This window comes from Brevundimonas pondensis, from assembly GCF_017487345.1.
In the GTDB taxonomy this organism is placed as follows: Bacteria; Pseudomonadota; Alphaproteobacteria; order Caulobacterales; family Caulobacteraceae; genus Brevundimonas; species Brevundimonas pondensis.
The window spans coordinates 2294980-2317029 of the sequence record NZ_CP062006.1 but is presented as its reverse complement, the minus strand read 5'-3'; the positions used below and the strand labels follow the sequence as shown (position 1 = coordinate 2317029).

Annotated in this window: 25 protein-coding genes; 11 read left to right on the top strand and 14 right to left on the bottom strand. The window is 67.1% G+C overall.

The window, feature by feature from the left end; translation table 11 throughout:
* Positions 1 to 22 precede the first annotated feature (22 nt).
* A complete protein-coding gene (gene rcdA / locus IFE19_RS11525) occupies positions 23 to 550 on the top strand; it encodes a protease adaptor protein RcdA (RefSeq protein ID WP_404822128.1) in 528 nt (175 codons plus the stop codon).
* Between the two features lie 3 nt (positions 551 to 553).
* Here rcdA and IFE19_RS11520 read toward each other — a convergent pair whose 3' ends face one another.
* The 3 genes from IFE19_RS11520 to rpmE form a co-directional block, all read right to left on the bottom strand.
* The gene (locus IFE19_RS11520) at positions 554 to 880 is read right to left on the bottom strand and encodes an energy transducer TonB (protein ID WP_207822449.1); all 327 of its coding nucleotides are present in this window, start codon (positions 878 to 880) and stop codon (positions 554 to 556) included.
* 9 nt (positions 881 to 889) lie between these two features.
* Positions 890 to 2446, bottom strand: coding sequence for a L,D-transpeptidase family protein (locus tag IFE19_RS11515; RefSeq protein WP_207822447.1), 1557 nt, complete (start codon positions 2444 to 2446; stop codon positions 890 to 892).
* A gap of 152 nt (positions 2447 to 2598) precedes the next feature.
* Positions 2599 to 2823 (bottom strand): 50S ribosomal protein L31, encoded by a 225-nt coding sequence (gene rpmE, locus IFE19_RS11510; protein WP_105562861.1) that lies wholly within the window; start codon positions 2821 to 2823, stop codon positions 2599 to 2601.
* 133 nt (positions 2824 to 2956) lie between these two features.
* Here rpmE and IFE19_RS11505 point away from each other — a divergent pair, with 133 nt between their 5' ends.
* The gene (locus IFE19_RS11505; protein ID WP_207822445.1) at positions 2957 to 4810 is read left to right on the top strand and encodes an ABC transporter transmembrane domain-containing protein; all 1854 of its coding nucleotides are present in this window, start codon (positions 2957 to 2959) and stop codon (positions 4808 to 4810) included.
* A gap of 3 nt (positions 4811 to 4813) precedes the next feature.
* On the opposite strand, the gene IFE19_RS11500 is transcribed toward IFE19_RS11505, so the two are convergent.
* The 5 genes from IFE19_RS11500 to IFE19_RS11480 all read right to left on the bottom strand — a co-directional run bounded on the left by IFE19_RS11500 (position 4814) and on the right by IFE19_RS11480 (position 8346).
* Positions 4814 to 5809 (bottom strand): glycerophosphodiester phosphodiesterase, encoded by a 996-nt coding sequence (locus IFE19_RS11500; protein WP_207822443.1) that lies wholly within the window; start codon positions 5807 to 5809, stop codon positions 4814 to 4816.
* Positions 5810 to 5960: 151 nt separating this feature from the next.
* Positions 5961 to 6767, bottom strand: coding sequence for an inositol monophosphatase family protein (locus IFE19_RS11495; RefSeq protein WP_207822441.1), 807 nt, complete (start codon positions 6765 to 6767; stop codon positions 5961 to 5963).
* 133 nt (positions 6768 to 6900) lie between these two features.
* Positions 6901 to 7467 (bottom strand): elongation factor P, encoded by a 567-nt coding sequence (gene efp, locus IFE19_RS11490; RefSeq protein WP_207822439.1) that lies wholly within the window; start codon positions 7465 to 7467, stop codon positions 6901 to 6903.
* A gap of 136 nt (positions 7468 to 7603) precedes the next feature.
* Entirely contained in the window at positions 7604 to 7849 is a 246-nt protein-coding gene (locus IFE19_RS11485) for a helix-turn-helix domain-containing protein (RefSeq protein WP_207822437.1), read from the bottom strand.
* Positions 7849 to 8346 carry a DUF2975 domain-containing protein gene (locus tag IFE19_RS11480; protein WP_207822435.1) on the bottom strand — a complete coding sequence of 166 codons (498 nt, stop codon included), beginning with the start codon at positions 8344 to 8346 and terminating at the stop codon, positions 7849 to 7851. The genes IFE19_RS11485 and IFE19_RS11480 overlap by 1 nt, the downstream gene beginning before the upstream one ends.
* Positions 8347 to 8431: 85 nt before the next feature.
* Here IFE19_RS11480 and IFE19_RS11475 point away from each other — a divergent pair, with 85 nt between their 5' ends.
* The gene (locus IFE19_RS11475; protein ID WP_207822433.1) at positions 8432 to 9379 is read left to right on the top strand and encodes an ABC transporter ATP-binding protein; all 948 of its coding nucleotides are present in this window, start codon (positions 8432 to 8434) and stop codon (positions 9377 to 9379) included.
* Positions 9379 to 10113 carry an ABC transporter permease gene (locus IFE19_RS11470; protein WP_207822431.1) on the top strand — a complete coding sequence of 245 codons (735 nt, stop codon included), beginning with the start codon at positions 9379 to 9381 and terminating at the stop codon, positions 10111 to 10113. The genes IFE19_RS11475 and IFE19_RS11470 overlap by 1 nt, the downstream gene beginning before the upstream one ends.
* Positions 10114 to 10177: 64 nt before the next feature.
* Here the strand turns inward: IFE19_RS11470 and bfr are convergent, their stop codons facing one another.
* Together bfr and IFE19_RS11460 are read right to left on the bottom strand one after the other, a co-directional pair.
* A complete protein-coding gene (bfr, locus tag IFE19_RS11465; RefSeq protein WP_207822429.1) occupies positions 10178 to 10678 on the bottom strand; it encodes a bacterioferritin in 501 nt (166 codons plus the stop codon).
* A gap of 168 nt (positions 10679 to 10846) precedes the next feature.
* Entirely contained in the window at positions 10847 to 11032 is a 186-nt protein-coding gene (locus tag IFE19_RS11460; protein WP_207822427.1) for a (2Fe-2S)-binding protein, read from the bottom strand.
* Positions 11033 to 11153: 121 nt separating this feature from the next.
* Between IFE19_RS11460 and thiE the strand changes: the two genes are divergently transcribed.
* The 3 genes from thiE (at position 11154) to IFE19_RS11445 (ending at position 14284) form a co-directional block, all read left to right on the top strand.
* The gene (thiE, locus tag IFE19_RS11455; RefSeq protein WP_207822425.1) at positions 11154 to 11813 is read left to right on the top strand and encodes a thiamine phosphate synthase; all 660 of its coding nucleotides are present in this window, start codon (positions 11154 to 11156) and stop codon (positions 11811 to 11813) included.
* Between the two features lie 63 nt (positions 11814 to 11876).
* A complete protein-coding gene (locus IFE19_RS11450; RefSeq protein WP_207822423.1) occupies positions 11877 to 13556 on the top strand; it encodes a sensor histidine kinase in 1680 nt (559 codons plus the stop codon).
* Positions 13557 to 14056: 500 nt separating this feature from the next.
* Positions 14057 to 14284 carry a hypothetical protein gene (locus IFE19_RS11445; protein WP_207822422.1) on the top strand — a complete coding sequence of 76 codons (228 nt, stop codon included), beginning with the start codon at positions 14057 to 14059 and terminating at the stop codon, positions 14282 to 14284.
* A gap of 9 nt (positions 14285 to 14293) precedes the next feature.
* Here the strand turns inward: IFE19_RS11445 and IFE19_RS11440 are convergent, their stop codons facing one another.
* The 4 genes from IFE19_RS11440 to IFE19_RS11425 form a co-directional block, all read right to left on the bottom strand.
* Entirely contained in the window at positions 14294 to 14626 is a 333-nt protein-coding gene (locus IFE19_RS11440) for a VOC family protein (RefSeq protein ID WP_207822420.1), read from the bottom strand.
* A gap of 218 nt (positions 14627 to 14844) precedes the next feature.
* The gene (gene eco / locus IFE19_RS11435) at positions 14845 to 15357 is read right to left on the bottom strand and encodes a serine protease inhibitor ecotin (RefSeq protein ID WP_207822418.1); all 513 of its coding nucleotides are present in this window, start codon (positions 15355 to 15357) and stop codon (positions 14845 to 14847) included.
* 51 nt (positions 15358 to 15408) lie between these two features.
* Positions 15409 to 16599: a thiolase family protein gene (locus IFE19_RS11430; RefSeq protein WP_207822416.1), complete on the bottom strand. Its 1191-nt coding sequence runs from the start codon at positions 16597 to 16599 to the stop codon at positions 15409 to 15411.
* Positions 16600 to 16663: 64 nt separating this feature from the next.
* Positions 16664 to 17491: an acyl-CoA thioesterase gene (locus tag IFE19_RS11425; protein WP_207822414.1), complete on the bottom strand. Its 828-nt coding sequence runs from the start codon at positions 17489 to 17491 to the stop codon at positions 16664 to 16666.
* A 178-nt stretch (positions 17492 to 17669) separates the two neighbouring features.
* Here IFE19_RS11425 and IFE19_RS11420 point away from each other — a divergent pair, with 178 nt between their 5' ends.
* The 4 genes from IFE19_RS11420 to IFE19_RS11405 all read left to right on the top strand — a co-directional run bounded on the left by IFE19_RS11420 (position 17670) and on the right by IFE19_RS11405 (position 22050).
* On the top strand, positions 17670 to 18161 hold the full coding sequence (locus IFE19_RS11420) for a winged helix-turn-helix transcriptional regulator (protein ID WP_207822412.1): 492 nt from the start codon (positions 17670 to 17672) through the stop codon (positions 18159 to 18161).
* Positions 18162 to 18312: 151 nt separating this feature from the next.
* The gene (locus IFE19_RS11415; protein ID WP_225910257.1) at positions 18313 to 19620 is read left to right on the top strand and encodes a S41 family peptidase; all 1308 of its coding nucleotides are present in this window, start codon (positions 18313 to 18315) and stop codon (positions 19618 to 19620) included.
* A gap of 15 nt (positions 19621 to 19635) precedes the next feature.
* The gene (locus IFE19_RS11410; RefSeq protein ID WP_207822410.1) at positions 19636 to 20091 is read left to right on the top strand and encodes a MarR family winged helix-turn-helix transcriptional regulator; all 456 of its coding nucleotides are present in this window, start codon (positions 19636 to 19638) and stop codon (positions 20089 to 20091) included.
* A 129-nt stretch (positions 20092 to 20220) separates the two neighbouring features.
* Positions 20221 to 22050, top strand: coding sequence for a diguanylate cyclase (locus IFE19_RS11405; protein WP_207822408.1), 1830 nt, complete (start codon positions 20221 to 20223; stop codon positions 22048 to 22050).

The following is a 22050-nucleotide window of genomic DNA, read 5'->3' as shown; positions in this document are numbered from 1 at the left end:
TGACGGACGCGCGTGACCATTCATGGGTAGAACCGAGTTGACCGCCATCGACGCTGACATGGTCGGATTGCGTTCGCGCAGCGCGGAAGTGCTGGATTTCGCACGTTCCGAGTTGTTCGACCGCACCTTCAGGGAAGGCATGGAACTGGTCGAGGAGACTGCGGCCTATCTGGACGGCGATGGGCGTCAGGATTCGCGTCTGCTGTCGCGCGCGGCGGCCCTGGCCTATGCGGGCGAAAGCATGAAGCTGACGACGCGGCTGATGCAGATCGCGTCCTGGCTGCTGGTCCAGCGCGCCGTGCGCGAGGACGACATGAGCGCCGACGCCGCCTGTGAGCCGCGCTATCGCCTGGGTGACCGAAAGGTCGAGAGCGAGCCCAGCCATCGTGAACTGCCCATCGCCCTGATCGAATATGCTGTCCGGGCCGAGAAGCTCTATGATCGGGTTTTGCACCTGGACCGCCGCATGTATCTGGACGGACCGGAAGATCAGCCCGTCAATCCGGTGCAGAGCCAGCTGGATCGACTGCAGGCGGCCTTCGGGAGCTGAGTTTCAGCCCAGGCGAAAGCGAATCTCAAAGCGGACGCGACCCGGCACGGCGATGCCGTTCTCTTCGCGCGGCGCGGCGCTCGCCTTTTGGGCGGCCCTCAGGGCTTCCTGGGCGAAAGCATAGTCCGGCCTGGTGTCCGCAACGATCTGGCAATCCGAAAAACGGCCGTCAGCCGTCAGAAGGCAATCCAGCCGGACATCGGCCGCCTCGACGCCGTCCATGAGCGCCTTGGCTGGAAATTCAGGAACCGGCCTTGAACGCCACATCGGCGCAGGGGCCTGCACAGGCTCCTGCGTGACCAATGCGGCGGCGAGAATCATGGCCAGCATCGCGCCCGCCTACGGTCCGACGTCGTTGGCGTCGCTGGGGCCGTCGGCGATGACGCGGGGCAGGTTGACGGCGATGCCCAGGGCTTGAGCCAGCTTGGCGTCGCGCTGATAGACGTCCTCGCGGAAGGCGACCCGGCCCTGACCATCGACGAAGGCCGTCCAGTAGAGCAGGCGCACGGCGATCTCGCGGCCCGTGGTGACACGCGTGGTCTGGCGGTTGTCCTGGGCCGTATCGAACTGGGCCAGCTTGGCCGGATCGGGCTGCAGCAGCAGGCGGGCGAACTCGACCGCGTTCTGGACCCGGACGCAGCCGTGGCTGCGCTGGCGCACCGACAGGTTGAAGGCGCCCTTGGACGGGGTGTCGTGCAGGAAGATGGCGTAGCTGTCGCGCAGCTCGAACTTCACGTAGCCCAGGGACGACTGGGGTCCGGCGCGCTGCACCACCCAGCCGTCGGCGTTGACGTACATGTCATGGGCGGCCAGGTAGCCGGGACCCTTGGGCAGGATTTCGCGGCGGGCGATGCCCATGGGCACGGTCCACGGCGGGTTGGCCACGACCGAGGCGAAGGGTTTTTCCAGGCTGGGGGTCTGGTTCTCGACAGAGCCTACCACGACGCGGTTGGAGTGAACCGGCTTGCCGTCCTTCCAGTAGACCATGATGGCGGCGGCGGTGTTGACCTCGATCCGTTCGGGATTCAGGTCGCGCTTCAGCCAGCGACGGCGCTCCAGATTCAGGGCGATCTGGCGGGCGCGGTCCTCGGCCGTGGCGCCGAGCGAGCGCTGGGTGCCGGGGCCGATGCGGCCGTCCGAACCCAGGCCGTGGCGGGTCTGGAAGCTGCGAACCGCCTGTTGCAGTTCCGAGCCATAGGCCAGATTGCCCTTCAGGCGCTCGCCTGCCGAGGCGCTCAGGTCGCCTTCGGCCACCAGGCGCGCGACCAGGGCCGGGATGCGGTTGTCGCTGGTCCCCGGCTCGATGGTGCCGCCCTGACGGAAGGCGGGCCAGCCGCCGGCACGCGTGATGCGGCGATAGCGGGCGTAGCCGGCCGACAGGTTGGTGTAGCCGATGTCGGTGGGGGCCAGGTTGTCGAACCACTGGCTCAGCTGGTTGGCGCTGACCGCCTGGGTCAGGCCGCGCGGGATGTCCACGCTGTTCTTCTGCATCTCCCAGAGATCCTCGACCGTTTCGGGACGGACGCGGCCCTCGGCCAGGACGCGGGCGTAGGTCACGGCGGCGGCGGTGGTGCGGATCTCGGCCGAGCCGGGATCGGCGGCCAGGCCGACGAAGTCGAAGAAATCCCCGGCGGGCAAGGCGTGGCGCTCTGCACCGGCGGCGACCTCCTGAAGCACGCGCAGGCGGTCGGCGGTCCAGATCGGCTTGCCGCCGGTCAGCTGGTAGACGGCGCGGACGTCGGCCTGAACGGCCTCGGGCAGGCGGCCCGCCTGGGCGTCGAAGCCGGCGATAAAGACCTGGGGATCGACCGGTCGGGTCTGCGCCAGTGCGGACGAGGCCGCGCCAAGGGTCAGGGTCGTCGTTGCGACGCCAAAGCCCAATTCCCGTCGGTTCATTCTAAAGCTCTTCAAGTCCGGTCCGGCGCCAGACCCGTCGCCTGCGCCCCGAAGGATCGAACGCCCTCATGTTATCGACGTTCCGGGCAAACAAAAAGCGCCGGCCCATCGGACCGGCGCTTCTGTGGCGACTATGTCGCAGCCTGTAGGGCTTACTTCTTGATGAAGCCGCCGAACTTGTTGTTGAAGCGCGACACGCGGCCGCCGCGGTCCAGCATTTGGGCGTTGCCGCCGGTCCAGGCGGGGTGGGTCGACGGATCGATGTCGAGGGCCAGCGAGGCGCCTTCCTTGCCGTAGGTCGAACGGGTCTGGAAGGTGCTGCCATCCGGCTTCACAACCGTGATGAAGTGGTAGTCGGGGTGCGTGTCCGCTTTCATAGATCTGATCCGTCTCTGCGCTTCGACGATGCCGACCGTCAGTGCGCGTAAATAGAGAAACCCGCCGAGGCTAAACGGCGGGAATGAGCGGCGGCGTTTACACCGGGGGGCGTTCCGGGGCAAGAGCGCGGGCATGACCCAAGTTTCCTCGCCTTCCGTCCCGCAAGACGCCGCAGCCCGGGGGCGCCCCGGCGCCGGGGCCCTGCTGGCCGAGCAGATGGAAGAGGCGGGCGGCAAGCGCGCCAAGACCCGTAACATCAGGCCCCTGGCCCAGTTGCTGCCCTTCATGATGCGGCATCGGCTGGACGCGGCGATCGCAGGCCTGTGGCTGATCGGTTCGACCGTGGCCTCGCTGGCGCTGACGGCGACGGCGCGTGGAGCCATCGACAACGGTTTCGAGAACGGCGGCCGGGACATCAACACCTGGTTCCTGATTCTGGGCGGCAACGCCCTGATTCTGGGGCTGGCGACGGCCTTCCGCTATTTCTACGTGACCAAGACGGGCGAGCGGGTCATCGCCGACCTGCGCACGGCGCTGTTCAAGCGCATCCTGACGCTGGACCCGGTCTTCTTCGCCCATATGCGAACGGGCGAGGTGCTGTCGCGCCTGACGACGGACATCCAGCTGGTGGACACCCTGCTGACCACCTCGGTCAGCTATGCCCTGCGAAACTTCTTCACCCTGATCGGCGGGGTCATCCTGCTCTTCTTCGTCAGCCCCAAGCTGACCGGCTTCGTCCTGCTGATCGTGCCGGTGCTGATCGTGCCGCTGTTCATCTTCGGCCGTCAGGTGCGCAAGCTGACGGTCAGGTCGCAGGACACCTTCGCCAATGCTGTCGGTTTCGCCGGCGAGAGCGTGGACGCCATCGAGACGGTCCAGGCCTTTGGCCGCGAAAAGAGCGCCATCGGCCGTTTCGGCGCGGCGGTGGAGGAGGCCTTCGGCGTCTCTCTGACCCGCATGCGGGCGCGGGCGGTGATGACGGCCATGATCATCACCGTCATGTTCGGCGGCGTCACCCTGGTGCTGTGGCTGGGGGCGCAGGACGTGATCGCCGGGACCATGTCGCCGGGCGCCCTGCTGCAGTTCGTTCTGCTGTCGGTCTTCGCCGCCGGGGCCGTCGGCGCGCTGGGCGAAAGCTGGGGCGATGTGCAGAAGGCCGCCGGGGCTATGGAGAGGATCGACGAGCTGATGCGCGCCGTGCCGGCTATCGCGCCGCCCGCCAACCCCGTGGCCCTGCCGCAGCCGCCGTTGGGCGAGGTGTCGATGTCGGCGGTGGACTTCGCCTATCCGGGCCGTCCCGATCTGCCGGCGCTGAAGGGTTTCAGCCTGACCGTGCGTCCGGGCGAAACCGTGGCTCTTGTCGGGCCGTCGGGCGCGGGCAAGTCGACGGTCTTCCGCCTGCTGCTGCGCTTCTATGATCCGCAGTCGGGTCTGGTCTCGGTGGACGGGGTGGACGTGCGTTCGGCCGATCCGGTCGAGGTGCGCGATCGTTTCGCCTGGGTGTCGCAGGAGGCGCCCCTGTTTTCGGGCTCGGCGCTGGAGAACATCCGCTTCGGCCGCGAGGCGGCAAGCCTGGCCGAGGCGCGCATGGTCGCCGACGAAGCTCAGGCGCTTGGCTTCATCGAAGCCCTGCCGCAAGGCTTCGACACGCCTCTGGGCGAACGCGGCAAGAGCCTGTCGGGCGGTCAACGCCAGCGTCTGGCCATCGCGCGGGCCCTGGTCCGCGAAGCCCCGATCCTGCTGCTGGACGAGGCTACCAGCGCGCTTGACGCCGAGAACGAGCGTCTGGTGCAGGCGGCTCTGGATCAGGCCATGGAGGCGCGCACCACTCTGGTCATCGCCCACCGTCTGGCCACCGTGCTGCGGGCTGACCGCATCGTCGTCATGGACGGCGGCAAGGTGGTCGAGGAGGGCACGCACGCCGAGCTGACGGCGCGCGGCGGACTCTATGCGCGTCTGGCCAAGCTGCAGTTCCAGGAGGCGTGAGGTCTAGCGCGCCGCGACCGCCGCGCCTGGAAAGTCGCTGAACACGGCGTCGATGCCGAGGGCGTAGAAGGCCTTCAGATAGTCGTCGAGGTCGCCATGGTCGGCGGGGGCGTCGCCCCGGCGGCGCTCCATTGGCAGGAAGACGTTTTCGGCGCGGAAGGTCCAGACCACGACCTTCAGCCCCGCCGCGTGAGCGTCCTCGACCAGCGCGGTAGGGGGCAGGCTGCGGGCCATGTCGTCGCGCGGCAGGATCAGCCCGGTCTCGACCCCGATGGCGTCGGCGTAGGCGGCGATGGCGCCAAGGCCCTCAGGCGTGCTCATCGCGGCGTAGGTCAGGTCGGGACGGTCGGCGGGGCCGCCCGAGACGCTCATCAGTTGCAGCAGGGGCGCGTCGATGCGGCCCCTTAGTCGTTGCAGCGGCCCGATCTCGAAACACTGGATCAGGATGGGGGCGTCGGCGCCGGTCAGGCCGTGACGCTCCAGCGCGGCGACGAAGGCGTCCTCCATCGGCAGGCCGATACCGGCGAAATAGGAGGGGTGCTTCAACTCCGGCGCAACTCCGATGATGCGGCCGGAGCGGACGCTTTCCTCGCGGGCGAGGGCGACGACCTCGTCGAAGGTCAGGATGGGCTCCCGGTTGTCCCAGTCGGTGTTGCCAGGCCGCAGCAAAGGCAGGCGCTCGCGGGCGCGCAGGGTCTTCAGTTCGGCCAGGGTGAAGTCTTCGGTGAACCAGCCGACGACCTCGACGCCGTCGATGGCCTTGGTCGTCCTGCGGTCCGCGAATTCGAGCCGATCCGCCACGTCGGTCGTGCCGCCGATCTCGTTCTCATGGCGGACCACGAAATGACCGTCACGGGTCATGACCAGGTCAGGCTCGATGAAGTCCGCGCCCTGTTCCACCGCCAGTTGATAGGCCGATGCCGTATGCTCGGGCCGTTCGCCGGACGCCCCGCGGTGGGCGATGACCTTGGCGACGACGGGGGAAAGAGGCGCAGACATGGCCGGGGTTCCGCTGAGGAGGAGGGCGCGGTCAGGATGAGACGGATCATGACGCGAGGGTAGGGGGCGCGCACGACGCGGCTGTGAAGAGCGTAGAAAAAAGGCGGCGGGGCCTTCGCCGCGCCGCCCTGATTTCGGGGAGTGAAGCGGATCAGGCCGCTTGCAGCACCTTGCGCAGTTGCGGCTGTAGTTCCGGGTTGGCGGCGACGATCTGCTTGCCGTTCTTGGGGTCGCCGTCGATGTCGATGGTGGTGACCAGGCCGCCGGCCTCCGTGACCAGCAGGATACCCGCCGCCACGTCCCACGGCTGCAGGTTGCGCTCGTAGTAGGCGTCGAAGCGGCCTGCGGCGACCCAGGCGAAGTCCAGCGAGGCGGCACCCAGACGGCGGATGCCGGCGACGCGTTGGCCCACGGCGTGGATGTCCTTGATGGCTTGGCCGTGGCCCGTCTTGCCGATGAAGGGCAGGCCGGTGGCGATCAGGCTTTCCGACATGTCCTTGCGACCAGCGATGCGGATGCGCTGGTCGTTCAGATAGCAGCCCTTGCCCTTCTCGGCCCAGAACATCTCGTTCATGACCGGATTGTAGGTGACGGCGGCCACGATCTCGGACGAACCGTCGGGGTGGCGACGCTCCAGGCCCACCGTGATGGCGAAGTGGGGCATGGCGTGCATGAAGTTGGTGGTGCCGTCGATCGGGTCGACGATCCAGGTGTGCGACTTGTCGGTGCCTTCGACCATGCCGCGCTCCTCGCCGAGGAAGCCGTAGCCGGGGCGGGCCTTGAGCAGCAGCTCGAACAGGGTCTGTTCCGCCTTGACGTCGGCGGCGGTGACGAAGTCGCCGGGGCCTTTACGCGATACCTGGAGGTGCGAGACCTCGCCGAAGTCGCGAAGCATGGGGCGGGCGGTCTTGCGGACGGCGTCCATCATGACCTGGAGCAGGGCGGAAGCGAGGGCCATAGGCGGTTCTCCTGATCCGTCGATCCTCACAAGGCCGCAGCCCGGATGGACGGAGAAGCAAAAGGGGCGCGGACCATCCGCGCCCCTGTAGGCTGTTATAGCGCCCGACCTTGGCCGGGGAAGACGGCGTTTGTTAGTCCGCGCGGCGGACGTATTCACCCGAGGTGGTGTCGACGATGATGCGCTCGCCGGCCGACATATAGGGCGGGATCATGATGCGCACGCCGTTCGAGGCGATGGCGGGCTTGTAGGACGACGAAGCCGTCTGGCCCTTCACGGTCGGCTCGGTCTCGGCGACTTCCAGCGTGACCTGTTCCGGCAGTTCCAGACCGATCGGGCGGTCTTCGTGCATCTCGATGACGACCTTCATGCCCTCTTGCAGGTAGGGGATGCGTTCGTCGCCGACCCAGCCCTTTTGCAGTTCGATCTGCTCGTAGGTGGCGTCGTCCATGAAGACCAGGCTGTCGCCGTTGTCGAACAGGTAGGAGAAGTCCTTCTGTTCCAGGGTGACGCGCTCGACCTTGTCTTCCGAGCGGAAGCGTTCGTTCAGCTTGTTGCCGGTCTCGAGGTTCTTGGCCTCGACGTTGGCGAAGGCGCCGCCCTTGCCGGGCTTGACGTGGCTGGCCTTGGTGACGACCCACAGGCCGCCGTTGTGCTGCAGGACCATGCCGGGTTTGATGGTGTTGCCGTTGATTTTCATTGAAACCGCTGGGATCGAAGGGCTGGGGGCGGCCCGGCCGCTTCACAGGCGGGCGCGCGAAATCGCGGCGAGCCGTAGAGGAAGCGCGTAAAAAGGGCAATGGGGACGCTGATCGGCGATTGATCAGCCGTGCCTTTTAGTCCGCGTCGTCCCCACCGGGCGGTTCCAGATCGGCAGGGTCCAGATCATAGTCCAGCAGGTCGCCGGGGCGGCAGCCCAGGGCGGCGCACAGTCGGGCCAGGGTGCGAAAGCGAATGCCCTTCACCTTGCCCGATCGGAACAGGGACAGCTGGGTTTCGCTGAGCCCGACCTGGGCGGCCAGGTCTCTGGCCTTGATGCCTTTGGCGACGATCAGGGCGTCGAGGGTCACGCGAACCGCCATCAGATCATCTCGTCCAGTTCGGCCTGGACGGCCCCCGCCTGATCCACGACCCGACCCAGCAGGAACAGAGCGCCGCCGATCATGCCCAGGGTCATGCCTGCGACGTCAAAGTGCAGATAGCCGCCTTCAGTATGGCCGATCACCCGTAGCAGATTGGTGACGATGAAGACGCTGATCACCCCGCCGAAGCCGAGGGCCAGCCCGACCCGGCGCAGGGTCGAGGCGAGGGTGGCTTGGATCAGCCGCCCGCGCGCCAGTTGCCCCATGCCGCGCCCGATCGACCAGACGCCGAACAGGTAGCAGAGGGCGGGCGTTTGCCAGATCAGCGAAGCGGCGACCTCGCGTTCAAAGTTCGGCGTCGAGGCGCGCGTCCAATGCACGAACGGGGCGATCAGGTTGGCGACGACCAGCAGCCCGCCGACGCTGGCCACCATGAAGATCGCCAGCCAGCGGTACTGGCCGCACAGACGGCGGAAGCGGTTGAGATCGCGTGTCATGGGGTCCTGCAGGCTGAGTGATCTTTAATCTTGACTTAAAGTCTGACGCTTCGCAACTTTATCTAAGAGTTAAATGGAGGCGGCGATGGTCGATATGGTGCAGACGCAGGGGCTGACGCGGCGCTTCGGCGCGCGGACGGCGGTGGACGGGGTGTCGATGACCGTGCCGGATCAGGCGGTCTATGGCTTTCTGGGGCGCAACGGCGCGGGCAAGACGACGACGCTGAAGATGCTGTTGGGCCTGATCCGCCCGAGCGCCGGGACCGCGCGGATCGGCGGCGTCGATGTGGCGCGCGACCGGATCGCGGCGGCGCGCAAGATCGGCGCCCTGCTGGAGGCGCACGGCTTCTACGGCAATCTGACCGGGCGCGAGAACCTGGACGTCAGCCGTCGCCTGCTGGGCCTGCCGGTCAGTGAGATCGACCGGGTCCTGGGCGTGGTGGAGATGCGGGCCGACGGCGGGCGCCGCGTCGGCGGCTATTCCCTGGGGATGCGGCAGAGGCTGGGTCTGGCGCGGGCCATGCTGGGCGCGCCGTCGGTCCTGGTGCTGGACGAGCCCACCAATGGGTTGGACCCGGACGGCATCGCCGAGATGCGGCGTTTCCTGCGCGACCCGCCGGACCGGACCGGGGCGACGGTCCTCTTGTCCAGCCACCTGCTGAGCGAGATCGAGCAGATCGCCACTCATGTCGGGGTGATCCATCAGGGGCGGCTGGTGCTGGAAGGCGAGCTGGCGGCGCTGAAGGCGGCCGAGGCGCCGGTGCTTCATCTCAGGGTCGACGACCCCGAGCGGGCGGCGACGGTGCTGCGGCGATGGGACCTGAGCCTGTCCAAGGACGAGGTCGGGGGCGAGGGCGGGCTGGCGGCGCGGCTGTCGCCCGGCCAGACGCACGACCAGGTCGCTGCCGAGATCAATCGGGCCCTGGTGGAGCAGGGGATCGGCGTCTTCGCCATCGGCGCGCGCGAACGCTCGCTGGAGGGCCTGTATCGCCAGGTCACGGAAAACGCCCATCCCCTGTCGGAGGCCGCGTGATGCTGTCCGTTCTGTCTGTTCTGTCCGTCGAGGTTCGCAAGCTGAACCGATCGCTGGCCCTGCTGCTGGCCGTGGCCGCGCCCAGTCTGATCGCCGTCTTCACCTTCTTCATGATGCTGCGGACCAAGGAGGCCGGGTCCTGGGGCATGGTGATGGGCTCGGCCACGGGCATCTGGGCCTTCTTCATGATGCCGATGAGCGTGACGGCCCTGACCGCCCTGGTCGCGCACATGGAGCATGGGCCGAGGTCCTGGGACCACCTGCGCGCCCTGCCGATCCCGCGCTGGAGCCTGTATGGCGCCAAGGCGGTCTGCGTGATCGGCCTGGTGGTGTTGATGAGCGTGGGGGTTCTGGGGCTGACGGCGGCCTCGGCGTCGCTGGCCGCCGCGATCAAGCCCGCCGCCGCACCGACGGGGGCGTTTGAACTGGCCGACTACGCCAGGGTCCTGGGCTTGATGGTCGTGGCGGGGGTGTTGATGATCGCCATCCAGTTCTGGGTCGCCATGCGGTTCGCCAGCTTCGTGCCGGCCCTGATCGTGGGCATAGGCGGGACCTTCTTCGCCGTGGTGGCGACCTCGGCCAGGCAGGGCGTCTTCATGCCCTGGCAGATGCCGGTCAACATCCTGGCCGGCGAGGCGTGGCGATTCCAGACGGCCTTGGCGCTGGGCGGCGGGCTGGGCCTGATCGTCCTGATTTTGGCCGTGGCGCATCTGGCGCGGCGAGAGGTGCTGTAGCCAAGGAAAAGGGGCGGCCGATCGCTCGGTCGCCCCTCATGTCTGTCAGGCCCTTGGCGAAGGATCAGCCGCCGGTGGCGGCGCCGTCGGTCTTGATCTCGCTCATGGCGGACTGGAGGTAGTTCTGGGCGCCCAGCAGCTCGATCAGCTTGTGCTGGTTTTCCAGGAAGTCGACGTGTTCCTCGGTGTCGGCCAGGATCTTCATCAGCAGGTCGCGGCTGACGTAGTCGCGGGCTTCCTCGCACTGGGTGACGGCGTCGCGGGTCGTGGCGCGGCTGTCGATCTCCAGCTTCAGGTCGGCGCCCAGGCATTCGATCGGATCTTCGCCGACCTTGAGCTTGTGCAGGTCCTGCAGGTTGGGCAGGCCGTCGAGGAAGAGGATGCGCTTGATCAGCATGTCGGCGTGTTTCATCTCGCCGATGGATTCTTCGTAGATGACGTTGCCGAGGTGGCTGAGACCCCAGCTCTCGAACATACGAGCGTGCAGGAAATACTGGTTCACCGCCGTCAGTTCGTTGGTCAGCACCGCGTTGAGGGTGCGGATGATCGCCGGATCGCCCTTCATGGTCGTCGTCCTCTTGATGCGGCGGCGCTGGACGACGTCGTCATGACGTCGCGGCTCTGAACACCGCCCGTGAGGCGATTCATAGCACGGCTTTGAGGCCGTGGATTACTTGCGAGTTTTTATCACTGCATTGATAATGCGAGTGAAATCGACTTTCAGTTAGGCGCCTTACTCGGCCGCGAGGGCGAAGGCGGCCTGGGTGTCCTGAATCATCTGGCGCATTTCGCAGACGCACTTGGCGCACTGGGCAGAGCATTGATTGGACGCGAAAATCTCACGCGGGCGGGTGGCGCCCGCCTCGATGGCCTGGGCGACGTCACGCTGGCGAAGGCCGTTACAGTTGCAGACGTACAAGGCGAAAGGCCCGAAGCAGTTACTGAGAATGGCTCGCTATAGCATTTATTAAGGCGAGTGCAAATCGTTCGCATGGGGTTGCGACATTGACGCCCGGCGCGGGGACGGGCAGGGCGGGGACATGGCCCGTCAAACTGCGCTTCCGCCCCGTCCGCCCTGCCAGCTGTATCTGATCACGCCGCCGGCGATTGATGATCTGGAGGCCTTCGCCGGCCTGCTGGAACAGGCCCTGTCGGCGGGGCCGGTCGCGGCCCTGCAGATCCGGCTCAAGGAGGCCTCGGACGATCAGATCAGGGCCGTCGTGGCGCGGCTGGCGCCCATCGCCCAGGCGCACGGCGTGGCGGTGATCCTGAACGACCGGCCTGATCTGGCCAAGGCGACCGGCTGCGACGGGGTTCACGTCGGCCAGGACGATGCGCCGGTGGCCGAGGCGCGGCGCATCATGGGGCCGGACGCCATGATCGGCGCCACCTGTCACGACAGCCGTCACCTGGCCATGGAGGCGGCCGAGGCCGGCGCCGACTACGTCGCCTTCGGCGCCTTCTTCCCCACCGACACCAAGGCGACCACGCACCGACCCGAATTGATCGAACTGAGCATCTGGCAGGAGACGATGGAGACGCCCTGTGTCGCCATCGGCGGCGTCACGGTCGAGAACGCGGCCCAGCTCGCCGCGGCGGGGGCGGATTTCGTGGCCGTCAGCGCGGGCGTGTGGAAGCACCCTGAAGGGCCGGCGGCGGCGGTTCGGGCTTTTAACGCCGTTCTCACGACGGCCTTCTGACTTCAGAGGATGTTTAGGAAGCTCAGCTACATTGGGGTGTTAGTCGCGTAGCTGGACCTCGTCATGACTATGAGCCGTGCGCTCGAAAGACCTGAACCCATTCTCGACATCGCCTCCGCGGATGGCCTGGGGGCGGGCATGACTGCGCCCAATGCGGCCTTCTTCCGACAGCCCTTCGCACCGATCCTGACGGCGGTGGGCGTGACTATTCTTGTCGTAATGGCGATCAGCTTCGCCCGGACCAACGGTCTGGTCGCCGCCCTGTGGGGCGCGGGCGGTCTGGCCATGGCGGTGTGGCTGCGCGGTGGTCGCGGTCTGACATATGATCTGGGATTTGGCGTCCTGGTGATGACGGGCGTGCTGGCGGGCGAGTTCCTGGTCGGCAATGGGCCCGTGTTGTCCGGCCTGTTCATGGTGTTGAACCTGCTGGAGATTATTCTGGCGGTTGTTCTGACGCGGCGCTTTGTGCCTGGCCTGAGCGTCAATTCGGTTGAAGGGTTGGCGCGCTTCCTGGCCGTTTGCGTGGTTGCGCCCCTGCCGTCTGCGGTCATCAGCGCGATCGCGCTGCAGGTCATGGTCGGTTCAGACATGCTGGACGGGTTGCGGATCTGGTGGTGTGGTCACGCTCTGGGCTTCGCCGTGATTGGTTCCTTCGGTCTGTCGCTGCAGCGCCGGCACATGATGATCTTGCGTCAGCCCGCGCGCATGGTCGAGGGCCTGGGGCTGTTGGGGCTGATCGGCGGCGCTTGCTACGCCATCTTCTCGCACATGAGCCTGCCCTACGGCTTCCTGCTCATGCCGTTGTTGCTGATGATGGCCGTGCGTTTCCGGGTGGCGGGCATAGCGGCGGCCCTGGTTCTGGTGACCATCATGGCCATTGGCGGAACCATGGCGGGGCACGGCCCCTATCATTCGTTCGGCGCCGAAAACCGGGCCCTTCTGGCTCAGCTTCTTGTGCTCCTCGGCTATATGCCGATCCTCATGGTCGCCGCCCTGCTGGAGGAGCGTGATCGGCTGGCGGAGCGCGCCCGGGCGGGACGTGAGCGGGCCGAGCGGGCTTCGGCGGCCAAGTCGCGACTGCTGGCCAATGTGGCCCATGAGATCAAGAGCCCCGTCGGCGGCGTCATCGGCATTGGCGAGCTCTGGGCCGGCGGGCAGTTGGGCGCGACCACCACCGAGCAGGTCGAGATGGCGCAGATGCTGGTCAAGACAGCGCGCCAGGTCGAAGCCCTTGCCCATGACCTGCTGGACGTGGCCCGCGCTGAATCGGGGGCGGTCAAGGTCGAGTTGCGCCCCACTGACGTGGCGGGTCTGCTGGAGGACGTGCGCCGCGCCCTGGTCCTGAAGCCGGAGGCCAAGTCCCTGTCGGTCGAGGTCGCGCTGGAAGGCGACGCCTTGATCGTCCAGGCCGATTCTCAACGCCTGGCCCAGGTGATCGGCAATCTGGCGGGCAATGCTGTGAAGTACGGAGCCTCGGGCGGTCGGGTGCTGCTGCGCGGATCATGGGCCCATGATCGCGTGAGGATCGAGGTCGTCGACTTCGGTCCGGGTCTGTCGGAAGAAAAGCAGGCTCAGTTGTTCGAGCCCTTCAACCGGCTGGGTCTGGAGCGCTCGGCAATCGAGGGGCACGGCATCGGGCTGGCGCTGGCCAAGCGTTTGACCGAACTGCAGGGCGGCGACATCGGCGTGATATCGGCGCCGGGGCAGGGGGCGACCTTCTGGGTGGAGCTGCCGGCGGCTTGACCGCCATGCGGGCCGGGGGGCAAGGTTTCGGAATGAAAATCGTTCTGTTTGCTTTTGTCCTGCTCGGCGCCGCGCCTGCCGCGGCCCAGACACAGTCGCCCGGCGCCGCCGATCTGACGCGGGCTCTGAACAGCGGCCCGCCCGTTGCAGCTCGTCCCGCAGCGACCCCTTCCGCGCAGAGCCGGGACACGTCACCTGCGCCTGCGCCAGCGCCCGTGCCGCCGGCCGCTCCAGGACCCTCGTCGACCGCCTCGACGTCGCCATCTGCGGCTCCGGGCGCATCGCGCGTTTCAACCTCGCCTCAAGCCGCTCCGGTTTCGGCGCCTGTTGCGGTCCCGACGCCGAGCGCACCCGCACCGAGTCCTGCCGCGCTCAGCCCCGCGGCCATTGCAGCTCTGCCATTCCGTATCGACCTGCCGAGCGGTTTCCAACTGACGGAGAGCCGGGGCGGGCCTGACGCCAAGGTTTGGTCGGTTCGCAAGGCCGGCAAGACCTTCGTCATGATCTATGCCGGACCCGCGTCCCAGTTCCCCATTTATGACGGCGAGCAGGTGACGGCCGCCGGGCGTGTCTCGGTTGTCGTGCCGGACGGGGCGAGGCGTATCGCCATGGAACATCTGTTCCAGCGGTCTTCGGCCCCCGCCGAAATCCATGTCTGGCTGATGAGTCAGGACGGCGCTGACCGTGACGCCGCCGAGCGCATCGCCCAGTCGGTCGACCCTAAATAGGCCGCAGACCTATTCGGACCAGACGGCCAGGTCGTTGCCCGACGGATCGCGGAAGTGGAAGCGGCGACCGCCGGGGAAGGCGAAGATCGGGTGGGTGATCTCCCCGCCCGCCGCCTGAACCTTGGCCAGCATGGCCTCCAGGTCGTGGGCGTAGAGGACGGGCAGGGGCTTGGGCGTCATGGCCTCGGTGGTGAAACCGCCGTCCAGACCCTCGCTGAACGCCGCATAGTCGGGGCCGTAGTCCTGGAAGGCCCAGCCGAAGGCGGCCGCGTAAAAGGCCTTGTGCGCCGCCATGTCGGTGGCGGGCAGTTCGAGATAGTCCAGCTTGCCGTCTTCGCGCATGGCGACTCTCCAGAAAATGGAGGCGGACGCTTGCACGACCCGCGACTCTGCGCAAACCTGCGATTGGTTCGCAAATGCAGGAGTCGCCCCATGATCATCCTGAGCGCTGGATGCGCCTCGCTGGCTGCGCTCATGCGCGATGCGGAGACGCCGAATACGACACGGGCACCGGTCGAGATCGACCGACGCCCGCGCCTGATTTCAATGCACAGGTCTGATCAGCGCGCTGTCTGGGTCTCGCCCGCGCGCCAGACGCGATAGCGCACCTCGACGTCCGACGGGGCGTAGACCACGACCGGCAGGCGCGAGTTGTAGCGGATCAGCGGCTGCTCCTGCGTCGTGACGAAGGCCTGACGCTCCGAGCCGGGCGGGCAGCCCATCAGGGTGCTGGCGGCATTCCCCAGCGCCGGCAGGACGTAATAGTCATAGCCCCAGCCCTCCGCCGTGCGGGTCTCCAGACGACCGCCGAAGAACTGGCGGTTGCAGTCCACCGTCTGGGTCTTGCCGAGGATCAGCTCGACCTTCAGGGCGCTTTCGTCGGTCTGCGCGGGCAGGGTGATGACGTGGCGCGTCTGGCCCGCCGTTGCGGCCGGGAAGGCCTTGAGGGCGTCGGCGGCGTCGGTCTGGGCCGAGGGCGTGCTGTCGGTCATCGGGCTTTCCGCCTGAGCGGTGGCGCAGGCGCAAAGCGTCAGGGCGGCGACGCCGGCGAAGAGGGAGGGGAGGATTTTCAAGGCGTAGTCTCCACGGCCAAGGTTAGCGTGACCGTGGAGAACGCGATGGGATCAGACCAGTTCCACGGCCATGGCCACGGCTTCGCCGCCGCCGATGCACAGCGAGGCCACGCCCTTCTTGCCGCCGCGCGCCTGAAGCGCCGCCAGCAGGGTGGAAAGGATGCGCGCGCCCGAGGCGCCGATGGGGTGGCCGAGAGCCGTGGCGCCGCCGTTGACGTTCAGCTTGGCTCGGTCGATGCCCAGTTCCTGTTGGGCGATCATGGCGACGACGGCGAAGGCCTCGTTGACCTCCCACAGATCCACGTCCTCGACCGACCAGCCTGCTTTTTTCAGGGCCTTCTGCATGGCGGGAACCGGCGCGGTGGTGAACAGGGCCGGTTCATGGGCGTGGGCGGCGTGGGCGACGACGCGGGCGACGATGGGCAGACCAAGCGCCTTGGCCGTGCTTTCGCGGGTCATGACCAGGGCCGCGGCTCCGTCCGAGATCGAGGAGGCGTTGGCGGCGGTGATGGCGCCGTCCTTGGTGAAGGCCGGGCGCAGGGTAGGGATCTTGGCGGCGTCGGCCTTGCCCGGCTGCTCGTCCTCGCTGACCGTGACGGGGCCCTTACGCGTCGCGACCTCGACCGGGACGATCTCGGCCTTGAAGGCGCCCGAGGCAATGGCGGCCTGGGCGCGGGTCAGGCTCTCGATGGCGTATTCGTCCATCGCCTCGCGGGTGAACTGATACTGGGCGGCAGAGTCCTCGGCGAAGACGCCCATGGCCTTGCCGGGGGAATAGGCGTCTTCCAGACCGTCCATCATCATGCTGTCGACGATGATGTCGTGGCCGATGCGGGCGCCGCCGCGGTGCTTGTTCATCAGATAGGGGGCGCCGGTCATGGACTCCATGCCGCCGGCGACGATGACCTCGGCCGTGCCGGCCAGCAGGGCGTCGTGGGCCATCATGGCGGCTTGCAGGCCCGAGCCGCACATCTTGTTCACCGTGGTCGCCTCGACGTGCTTGCCCAGGCCCGCGCCGATGGCGGCCTGACGCGCCGGGGCCTGGCCCAGACCGGCGGGCAGGACGCAGCCCATGAAGATCTGCTCCACCTTTTCAGGGGCGACGCCGGCGCGCTCGACGGCGGCCTTGACCGCGGCGGCGCCCAGATCGGTGGCCTTCACCGGCGACAGGGCCCCCTGGAAGCCGCCCATGGGCGTGCGGGCGAAGGAGACGATGACGACGGGATCGGTTGCGGCGGTCATGGGGGCGTTTCCAGTATGAATCGTTTGCCGGGGGATTAGGGGAGGCGGAGGGCTGCTGGCAAGGTCACAGCAGCTTGCGACGCTGGCGCGCCAGGGCCAGGGGCCGCCCGTCGGCGCCCCATGCGGTCGCCTCATCCACCGACCAGCCCAGGCCGTGGTCCAGCAGCCGGTACTCGAAAAAGGCCCAGCCGTCGGGCGCGGTTTCCGGCGTCGGATCGGCCAGGAAGTCGTACCGCAGATCGACGCTCGTCATCATGGGCGGCGCCTTGAAGGCGGTCCAGGCGGGCGGATAGAGGGCGTCCAGCAGATAGGCCATCCGCAACTCGTCCAGCGGCGCGCCATCCCGGGTCCGCATCCACACGCGCTCGACAACGGGCTTGCCCTCGTTGCCGCCCAGAATGTTTGGGCCGCCGTTGAAGCGATAGTCGACGTGCTGCGAAAAGCGGGGGGCCATGGGGCCGCTGAGACCCGGCGCGTCCAGGTCCAGCGCGGGCGGCGGGGTCAGAAGCGGGCTGAGCGGTTCGGCGGTGTCGCCGTCGGCGCCATAGGTGGCGCTGGCGTGGTGGGTCAGGCGCGCGCCTTGCCCCCCTTCGACCACGGCATAGGCGACGTTGCGGCCGCCGCGCAGCAGGCGGGGGCGGAAATGGATCGGCTGGCCGTATTTGGCGGCGGCCAGATACTGGACGCTGAGGCTGCGCAAGGGCGCCTTGATCTCCAGCCCCTGACGCATGGCTCCGGCGCACAGGGCCGCCAGCAGGCCGCCGAAGGGGAAGCCCGCCTCGGGCGGTGCGGCGATGGGGCCATTGGAGAACTCGCCGGACAGGTGGGCCGCGAGCCCCTCGTCCGAAGGCGTCAGGGTCAGTGCGTCATGCAGCAGATCAGCTTCGGTCATCGGTCCACGCAACAGGCGAAAGAGGCGGGCGGAGACTGAAGCGTCGCCGCCCGCAAGTCGAGGAACGCAAGGACAGCAACAGGGGAGCCGCTAGTTCGTTGCCAAAAGAGACTGACAAACTGCGTCCCGATTGGCAACCCACTTGTCAAAAGCCTGACGCGGGGTCACTTTCATTCCCATGGGACGCACCGCCGACTATAGCCGCCAGAGCTGCTCGATCGCCGCCACGCTGGAGGTGATCGGCGACCCGTGGACCCTGCTGGTCATCCGCGACGCCTTCAACGGTGTCCGCCGCTTTGAACAATGGCAAGACCGGCTGGGCGTGGCCCGTAACGTCCTGGCGGCGCGACTGAAATCCCTGGTGCAGCACGGCGTCCTGGAGCCGCAGCTCTATTCCGAGCGCCCGCCGCGCAAGGAATATGTCCTGACCGCCAAGGGCAAGGACCTGTACGGCGTCCTCGTCACCCTGCACGCTTGGGGCGAGAAGCACGTCTATGGCGATGCTGACAGCGGCATCTCCATGGTTCACAAGACCTGCGGCCACGATCTCAAGCCTCGCATCGCCTGCGGCCACTGCAACGAGATCGTCAAACCCCGCGACATCGCCCTGACCTGGGCCGAAAACCGCCCGACGGTGGGCGACGTGCTGCCGAAGGACGAGGCGGCCTAGGGCTGTCGGAAGTCATCGCGCGCCTTGCCTGGGCCGTAGCGTAGCTGAAGGCCGGTCGCGGTCGTTCACTTCCCCGAAGAACACGGCAGCGAATTTGACACGCTCATTTATGAAATATATTGCGCAATATATTGTATAAATAGGAGCAGCGATGTTTTCTCGGACCTTCATCTCAATGCTGGCGGTCGCTGTCCTGGCGTCGGGATCGGTTTCCGCCCAAGCTCCGGATCAGCGGACTCTGGACCAACAGGCGCAGCGAGAGGTCGTCTCTGGCCTGGAGACGGCGTTGAAACGAAACTACGTCTTCCCCGATCGCATTCCCGCCATATCGGCGGAGTTGGGCCGGCAGGTCCGATCCGAACCGGTCGACGCCGACCAGTTCGCGGATCACCTTTCGCGAGGCATGATGAAGGCGAGCCGGGATCTGCATTTCTCGGTGGCCTTCGACCCTGAAGAGGTCGCCGCCAACCGTCAGGCCAAGGTCAGCGGAAACGCCACGACCCAGGCGCGGCGCGATGTCGAACGCGCGGCCAACTTCGGTTTCCGCGACGCGCGACGGCTGGAGGGGGATCTGGCCTACATCCGTTTCGACTTCTTCGCCGACCCCCAGTACGCCCAGGACACGGCGACGGGAGCCATGCGGTTCGCTGAAGGCGCCAAGGGGATCATCTTCGACCTTCGCTACAACAACGGCGGCGTGCTGGAGATGGCGCAGTTGCTGATGAGCTACCTGTATCCGGCTGGCAAGGAGCAGGAATTCTTCGACTACAACTACACCGAGGACGGCAAGAGGGTGGAGCGGGGGCAATGGAATCTGGCCGCCGTGCCGGGCCAGCGTTCAGGCGATGTGCCCGTCGTGATCCTGACCGGATCGACATCCTTCTCCGCCGCCGAATGGATGGCCTTTTCGCTGCAGCGGCTCGGCCGGGCGACCGTGATCGGCGAACAGACCGCCGGCGGCGCGCATCCGGTCACTCGCGTGCCGGTCGATGATCGGTTCATGCTGCAGGTGCCGATCGGCCAGATTCGGGACCCGATCAAGGGAGAGGATTTCGAGGGCGTCGGCGTGACGCCTGATCTGGCCGTGCCGGCCTCCGGCGCCCTGCTGGCGGCGCAGAAGTTCCTGCTGCAGAGCCGGGCGAACGCAGGCGACACGGACGCCACATGGGCTCTGGTCCCGGTGGAGTTCGCTATCTCTGGCTGGATTCCGACCGCCGCAGACCTGGATGAAGCGGCCGGCGCCTATGAAGGGCGGACCCTGGTCCGCACCCCGACCGGCTTGGCCTATCACTGGCGCGATCGCTTCGTTCTGGCGCTTGATCCGATCGGGAAGGATCTGTTTGCAGTTCAGGGATCGGATGACTACCGGTTCCGGCTGGTGCGTGCGGGCGGCGTCGTCACGGGGCTTGAGCGCGTTGAGAAGTCTGGTGAAACGAGCGTCTATCGTCGTCTGGATTGAGGAGTTGTCGGGCGTATGATCGAGTTGAACCGCACCTTCCTGGGCCGTCTCAGCGAGCAGTTGAGCGAGCTGATCGAGCAACAGTCCGCCGAGGTGTTCAAGCGCGCGGGATTGATCATTCCGGTCAAGTCGTCGTCCCTGATGGCGGCCGTTGCGAGGCTGGGTCCGGCCTCGGTCGCCGACCTGGGGCGGGCGCTGGACCGTTCGCACCAATTGATCCAGCAGAAGATCCCCAAGCTGGTGACGCTGGGACTGGTCACCCGCCAGCCTGATCCCGAGGATCAGCGGGTGAATCTGATCGCGATCACCGAGCGAGGGTGCGAGCAACTGGCCCTGCTCGACAGTCTGGATGGTGAATTCGAGCGCGCCTACGCCGAGATGGAGCGGGACGCCGGTCCTGTGTTCGACGGGATCAAACGGGCCATCCAGTCTCTTCAGACGCGCCCTTTGCTCGAACGCATGGATATCTGAGTGAGCGCCCTGTCAGATGCGCGTCTGGCGGTTGATCCGGGTGTTGAAGGACGTGATCTCGTCGGGACGTGGTGACGCACCCCGCAGCCATTCAGTTTCCGTCAACCCTCCGCCGTTAACCTTTGGGCCATGTTTCTGTCCCTGACGTCCAGGATCGCCGCCGTTGGCGCCCTGGTGGTGATCGCTTTGCTGGCCCTGGTGGCTTCCCTGGTCGACGCCTCGCGGCAAAGTCGCGAGAGCTTCCGCTGGGTGACGCATTCCGCCCAGGTGATCGAGGCCATGGAAGAGACCATGGCCGGACTGCGGGACGCGGAATCCGGTCAGCGTGGCTATGTTCTGACGCAGAACCCGGGCTACGCCCAGTCCTTTGACCGGCGGGTAGCGGACTCGCTGCAGTCCTTCTCGGAACTGGTGGAGCTGACCAGGGACAACCCGGCCCAGAAAGCGCGCGTCCAGTCCTTCGGCAGTTTGCTGTCGGAAAGGGTCGAGTTGATGCGTCAACCGCTGGAGTTGGCGCGTCAGGGCCGGTTCGACGAGGCCGAGGCGGCCATTGTCGGCGGACGCGGGCTGGATTCGATGGGCCAGGTCCTTCTAGCGTCGCAGGAGTTCCTGGGCGAGGAGCGCCGGCTGCAGATGGACCGGATCGAGGCGGCTGAGCGCCGTCTGGAGTGGGGCAAGCGGTTGGCCCTGATCGGCGGGCCGTTGATCGCTCTGTTCTCGCTTTCGGTCTCCGTCATGGTCATTCGCGGCATCCGGCGACCGGTGCGGGTCATCACCCGCGCCATGACCAGTCTGGGCTCGGGCGATCTGGATCAGCGCATCACCGACCGCATGGGCTCGCGCGAGTTCAATCGCCTGGCCCAGGGTTACAACCAGATGGCGGATCGCCTGGCGACGGCCTCCGACGACCAGAGGCGCAGCGAGCGCGAGCTGAAGCAGGTTCACCACGAGCTTCTGTCCAGCAGCCAGGTTCTGCGTCAGCGGGGCGAGGTGATCGAGCTTCTGGGCGGGATGGCTCACCGGATGCAGGCGGCCCGCACCGAGGCCGAACTGGCCCAGGTCATCCACGCCTTTGTGCCGCGCGTCCTGCCAGGGCTGCCGGGGGTGCTCTATGCCTACAACAACTCGCGCAACCTGCTGGTCCCGATCTCGACCTGGGGCGACCATGAGGGCGACGGCGACGCCTTTGGGCCGGACCAATGCTGGGCTCTGCGACGCGGCCAGAGCCATTTCGTCAGCGAGCCGGGGACCGACATCGTCTGCGACCACGTCGGGGACAAGGACCATGCCTATCACTGCGAGCCGCTGCTGGCCTCGGGCGAGGTCATCGGCGTCCTGCATCTGGACGGGGTGCTGGACGTTGAAAGCGGCTTCCGCATCAAGGTTCTGGTCGAGAACATCGCCTCGGCCATGGTCAACCAGCAGCTGCAGCGCGACCTGAAGGAACAGACGATCCGCGATCCGCTGACCGGTCTGTTCAACCGCCGCTACATGGAAGAGGCCCTGGCGCTGGAGGTGGCGCGGTCGGCCCGGTCAGGCAGCCCCCTGTGCGTGGTCATGTGCGACGTGGACCACTTCAAGCGCTTCAACGACGAGTTCGGCCACGACGCTGGCGATCTGGTGCTGCAGGCCGTGGCCGCTGAACTGGGGCATCGCTTCCGCGACGGCGACATTGTCTGCCGCTACGGCGGCGAGGAGTTCACCATCATCGCCCCCGGCACGACGCCCGAAGCCCTGCTGCAACGGATCGAGACCGTGCGTCAGGCCATCGCCGGCATATCCCTGCGACACCGCAATCAGGCCCTGGGCAGCACCAGCATGTCCTTCGGCGTCGCCAGCTGGCGGCCGGGTATGGACCGCGAGGGCCGCGCCGCCCTGCAGGCGGCCGACGCGGCCCTCTATCGCGCCAAGAAGGAGGGCCGCAACCGCGCCGTCCTCCATGTCGAGGAAGCAGCCTAG